This window comes from Methylobacterium sp. E-066 (assembly GCF_022829635.1).
GTDB lineage: Bacteria > Pseudomonadota > Alphaproteobacteria > Rhizobiales > Beijerinckiaceae > Methylobacterium.
The window spans coordinates 1-4026 of the sequence record NZ_JAKSYO010000035.1; the positions used below are offsets into that span (position 1 = coordinate 1).

Sequence of the window (4026 nt, forward strand, 5' to 3'; positions counted from 1 at the left end):
CGAGAGCTTCTGTCGACAAGGCGGAGGAGGCGGGGAAACGGACCGCGGGCAGGCTGGCCACCGCGGGCTTGGCGAAGAGGTAGCCCTGGAACAGCTGGATCCCGGCTGCACGCAGGGCGGTCAGCTCCGCTTCCGTCTCGACACCCTCGGCAATCACCGCCACGCCCAGCTGGCGTGCCATCATGATCACGCCGGCGACGATGGTCTGCCGTGCCGGCGAGGTCGCGATCCCCCGGATCAGCTCCATGTCGAGCTTGATGAAATCGGGCTGGAAGCTCGCCAAGAGGTTCAGACCGGCATAGCCCGCACCGAAGTCATCGAGGGCGGTCACGAAGCCCTGCTTGCGGTACTCGGCAATGATCCGTTGAACGTGGGCTACGTCCGTCATGCGCTCGTTCTCAGTGAACTCGAACATGATCTGACGATGCGCGAAGCCAACGCGGCGGGCAGCGTCGAGCGTCGCTCGGATGCAGGCGGCAGGTTCGTAGACGGCGTTGGGCATGAAGTTGATCGAAAGCCGAGTTTCCTTGTCTGGGAACAAGGTGCCGGCGAGCTCAATCGCTTTGACGCGGCAAGCTTGATCGAACTTGTAGCGATTGCTCTCGTCGACCATCCCGAGGATCTGGCCGGCACCCTGCCCCTCAGTGCCTCTGACCAGGGCCTCGTAGCCCCAAACCGTACCCCGACTGATATCTACGATGGGATGGAACGCCATCGTGAAGGTGAACGGCAGGGGTTCGGCGTCTTGGCAACCTTGGCATCCGCGCTTCATAGGGCCGCCCTACCGTGTACCTTTCTCGATAGATTTCGATTGAGCGACTATCGTATTAATACCCCGCTAAAATCCGAGTAAAAACGCTTATTATTTCGGGTCATATCCAGCTTTGCCGTCAAATTTATCAAACATATGTGTTTTTCCCGCACGATGCCGCGGCCGGGCCAACACTGAACCGAAGCCACACCTTTGGTTGCCGGTCGGGAGCGCGCTGCGCCAATTTGCCGAGTTGGAGAACGTGATCGCCGTCGTTGAGGCGTTCGGAGCCGAGGAAGTCGCCCCCCGGCTCATCCTCACATAAGTTATGCAATTTCAGGTTGGCATACAACCGAAATCAGATGCTTTGAACGATTTAACTCGTGCTCAGCTGCGGTTTAATAGGTATTTAACCTGACAACAGATAATTGGGTCCTAGATTGTCTGGGGCAAGTCCGGCTTCCAGCACCCGTTTCAATTTGTCCCACGATCCTTTGTTACAGCCGGAATGTCCTCGTTCATCGAACGGGGATGGCGCTCTGGTCTGTCACGATGAGGTCGGCCTCACGCCATGAGAGCCATTGGATGCGTTACCGTGCTGCTTGGCCCAGCTTCTCGCTGCCGGTCCGTCTCAGTCTCGTCGGAACCGCTCTGCTCAGCTTCGCCTCCATCTGTACAGTTGGCCTCATCCTGCGCGACGTCGAGACGGACATGACCCAGCACGCATCCGCCGTGTTGGAAAGCAACATGCGCCTGCTACGCCAGAGCCTGGTTGACGAGGGCGGCTCCGAGCGCTTCAGCCTCGTAGACGGGCAGCTGCAGGTTGGATCCCATCGTATCAATCAGAACGATCCAGCCGTCGATCGCGTCCAGGCCATCATAGGCGGAACCGCAACAATCTTCCTTGGCGACACACGCATCGCCACCAACGTCACCAAGCCGGACGGGACACGCGCGATCGGAACCCGCTTGGCTGCCGGGCCCGTCTACGATGCTGTGCTCAAGCAGGGCCGTTCTTTCAGGGGTAAGGCCGAGGTCCTTGGGGTTCCGTACTTCACCGCCTACGATCCAATATCGGCTGCCGACGGAAGCACGATCGGCGTCCTCTACACCGGGGTGAAGCAAGCGGACTACCTCACCGTCATCAGTCGGATGCGGACAGAGGCTGCCCTGATTGGCGTGTTGCTGGCTGCGGGCTGTAGTGCTGGGTTCTGGTTCCTCGTGCGCCGGAGCCTCAAGCCGCTGAAGCGCCTCGAAGGCGTCATGCGCCATCTCGCCTCAGGCAATGTGGCGGTTGAAGTGTCGGGCACGACACGCCGCGACGAGATCGGTGCAATGGCTGCTGCCGTACAGGTGTTCAAGGACAACCTGATCCACACCCGTCAGCTTGAGGCGGAGACCGCCCAGGCGCGTCTGGCTGCCGAGGAGCAGCGCAAGGTGGGAATGCGTCAGATGGCCAACGGCTTTGAACAAGCGGTCGGCAGTATCATTGGGATGGTGTCGTCCTCCGCCACCGAGCTGCAGGCCACCGCGCAGACGATGACGGCTACTGCGACTGAGACGGCTAGCCAGTCGACCACGGTGGCAGCCGCCGCCGAGGAGGCGGCCTCCAACGTCAACACCGTTGCGGCTGCCGCCGAAGAGTTGGGATCGTCGGTCCAAGAAATTAGCCGGCAGGTCGCCAGCTCGGCTGAGTTGGCACAGCGTGCGGTACACGAGGCCGACCAAACCGGCGCCTTGGTGCAGGAACTGAGTGCCGCAGTCTCGCGGATCGGCGATGTGGCTGGTTTGATTTCGACCATCGCAGGCCAGACCAACCTGCTCGCGCTGAACGCGACGATCGAAGCGGCGCGAGCGGGTGCGGCGGGTAAGGGCTTCGCTGTCGTAGCCTCTGAGGTAAAGGCGCTCGCAGAGCAGACCGCAAAGGCTACCAGTGAGATCTCGGGCCAAATCGCCCGGATCCAGGCCTCCACCGGTCAGGCGGTCACATCGATCGACGGGATCACCGGGCGGATCCGCGAGATCAGCGGCGTGGCTACGTCGATCGCCGCCGCCGTCGAGCAGCAGGGCGCTGCCACCCAGGAGATCGTGCGCAACGTCAGCCAAGCCGCGATGGGCACAGGCGAGGTGACCAGCCATATCTCGGGCGTTGCCGGTGCGGCCGAGGAGACCGGCGCCGCGGCGAGCCAGGTGCTTGGGGCGGCCTCGGAGCTGTCGCGCCAGTCCGAGCACCTCGCCGCCGAGGTGGGACGCTTCCTGGCGACCGTTCGCGCGGCGTAAGGCGACGATGGATACCGTAGATCCCTGGGACATCGTTCTATTCGACGAGGTTCAAGGTCACACGGCGGCCCTGGCCGGCGCCCTCGCTGAAGGCGTAGACCAGTTCCCCCGCCGCGCCGACCCTCACGTGACAGCCCGGCCGAGGCTTCACGGGCGGCCTAGGGAGAGCTGGCCCGGAGCGCGCCTGTCGTCGCATGCTTGCCCGCCGCACGCTTTGCGGTGTCGCGAACGCCTCGGGCGCGCTGACGGGAAGAGGCGCAGCTGTAGCAGGTGCGAGAGGTGCAGTCCCATCAGCTCACCGGCGGCCGAGCGCCGTCCACTCCGTGACGACCGACTCGTCAGCCGGCATGTAGGCATCGACGATAGCGCCCTTGCGGCTCACGACGCAGATCATCGCTGCCTCGCGCACCTCGTACATCATCGGCCGGTCGTAGGTGATGCGGAACAGCACTGGCGCGAAGTAGTCGCCCTTCTTATCCGTCCTGTCCGCACCCGCCGAGACCGCCTCAACCTGCTTCATCCCAGCTTTGCCGGCCTCGCTCATGACGACCGCACGGCAGGTGTCGACCGTGCGGTTGCGGCCCGGCACTTCCGGCAAAGGCTGTCCGATCCTCTGCAGGGCGACGGATGTACCCTTCACCAGGCCGGTGCCAGGCACCATCGACAGGATCGTCTGCTCACCGGCCGCAGCCGACGCCGGTCCGATCGGTGCGATCTGCCACGGCATCTGCCACGTGGCCGCTGAGGTGTCCGGCGCAGCGGGCGCATCCTGCGCCAACGCTGGGGCGGCCAGGACAGAGATGAGGGTGGCGCAGCAGATCGAACGAACGAACATCACGGCTTTCCTTCTTCGGAGGGGTGAACGAGGGGCCGCGGCATCGCACTAATCCGTCGGCGCAAGGGCTGATGGCAGCGTCCAGGGTGCGGACGGCGCAGGAGCGGGTGATGGGACGGCCGAGCGCTCAGGTCGTGCTCGGTGCAGGGAGGCGTGCGCG

3 protein-coding genes are annotated in these 4026 nt (G+C 63.7%); 1 reads left to right on the plus strand and 2 read right to left on the minus strand.

Annotated elements, in window-relative coordinates:
• On the minus strand, positions 1–772 hold a 772-nt coding region (locus tag MKL20_RS02805), incomplete at its 3' end, for an EAL domain-containing protein (RefSeq protein ID WP_244035396.1).
• A gap of 564 nt (positions 773–1336) precedes the next feature.
• Here MKL20_RS02805 and MKL20_RS02810 point away from each other — a divergent pair.
• Positions 1337–3031 (plus strand): methyl-accepting chemotaxis protein, encoded by a 1695-nt coding sequence (locus MKL20_RS02810; RefSeq protein WP_243966053.1) that lies wholly within the window; start codon positions 1337–1339, stop codon positions 3029–3031.
• A 295-nt stretch (positions 3032–3326) separates the two neighbouring features.
• On the opposite strand, the gene MKL20_RS02815 is transcribed toward MKL20_RS02810, so the two are convergent.
• Complete coding sequence (locus MKL20_RS02815; RefSeq protein ID WP_243966052.1) at positions 3327–3866, minus strand: hypothetical protein; 540 nt, start codon at positions 3864–3866, stop codon at positions 3327–3329.
• Positions 3867–4026 lie beyond the last annotated feature (160 nt).

What these genes read in the sequence shown, in the direction of transcription:
- MKL20_RS02810 (WP_243966053.1), top strand. Translation starts at nt 1,337, where the DNA reads ATGCGTTACCGTGCTGCTTGGCCCAGCTTCTCGCTGCCGGTCCGTCTC.
- MKL20_RS02815 (WP_243966052.1), bottom strand. Translation starts at nt 3,866, where the DNA reads ATGTTCGTTCGTTCGATCTGCTGCGCCACCCTCATCTCTGTCCTGGCC.